Origin of the sequence: Vibrio sp. YT-15 (genome assembly GCF_033337445.1) — a bacterium.
Lineage (GTDB): Bacteria > Pseudomonadota > Gammaproteobacteria > Enterobacterales > Vibrionaceae > Vibrio > Vibrio alginolyticus.
Genome location: NZ_JAWOQR010000161.1, coordinates 1 through 1,072, shown reverse-complemented (window position 1 = coordinate 1,072; position 1,072 = coordinate 1). Strand labels below are relative to the sequence as shown.

Here is a 1,072-nt window from a genome sequence, read left to right as displayed (position 1 = left end):
CGACGGGCATCGTGATTGGTGAAACAGCGGTGGTTGATAACGATGTGTCGATCCTACAAGACGTCACCCTAGGTGGTACAGGTAAAGAGTGCGGCGATCGTCACCCGAAAATCCGTGAAGGCGTGATGATTGGTGCAGGTGCCAAAATTCTTGGTAATATCGAAGTAGGCGAAGGGGCGAAAATCGGCTCTTGCTCCGTAGTATTGCAAGCGGTGCCACCGCACACGACCGTGGCGGGCGTACCCGCGAAAATCGTCGGTCGACCAAAAACAGACAAACCGTCTCTCGATATGGATCAAGGCTTTAACGGTAAATCGCAAAGCTTTATCCATGGAGATGGCATTTAACCGTCTTCTGATCCTTTGACAATAATGTGGTAGGTAACTCTCAAGTGCGAAAACAAAATCACCCAGTGCTCCGCTCGGCTATTTTATTAACTTGTGCTTTATCTGCCACCTATCCCCTCTCTTCTTTCGCCGCAAGTCAGCAAGAGCTCAAAGGCGTTTCTAGCGAAATCAATCGCCAAAAGAAGGCGCTAACCTCGCAAGAGAAACAGCTTAACGAGCTGCAAAAATCGCTCAAAGACCAAGAGCTTGGCATTTCTAAGCTGGAGCGAGAAATCAAGCAAACTAAAGCCGACCTTGCTCAAGCAGACAAGAACATCAATAAACTGGAAGAGAAAATCTCCTTGCAAGAAGCCCAGCGCCAAGCACAAGAGGAAGAGCTCAAGCAGTTGCTGCAAACGTATTACGTGACCGAGCGAGCGAAAGCGAATGGGCACTTATTGAATCAAGGCGTAGAAGAAGACCGGATTAGCCAATACTTTCAGCACTTAGCCAAGGCTCGTGCCGAAGTGATTGATGCCATCACCAAAACCACTCAAGAGTTGGCGCACAACAAAAACCAACTTGAGCTAGAGAAAGAGCAGATCGAAACCCTGCTCAAGCAGCAATCAGAAAAGCGTACCGCACTGGCCAGTACGCAGTCGAATCGTAAGCAAACGCTGAAAAAAATTCAGAGCAGCATTAAAAACGACAAACGTTACCTTGCTGAACTACAACGCAATGAAACC

Annotated in this window: 1 protein-coding gene and 1 pseudogene; both read left to right on the top strand. The window is 48.1% G+C overall.

Annotation, left to right across the window (positions count from 1 at the left end; translation table 11 throughout):
• Window positions 1-347 (top strand): annotated as a pseudogene (gene cysE / locus R7D93_RS26000) (serine O-acetyltransferase); the annotation flags it as partial.
• 26 nt (window positions 348-373) lie between these two features.
• Window positions 374-1,072 (top strand): murein hydrolase activator EnvC family protein (locus tag R7D93_RS25995; RefSeq protein ID WP_411976823.1); only part of this gene is annotated, 699 nt, incomplete at its 3' end.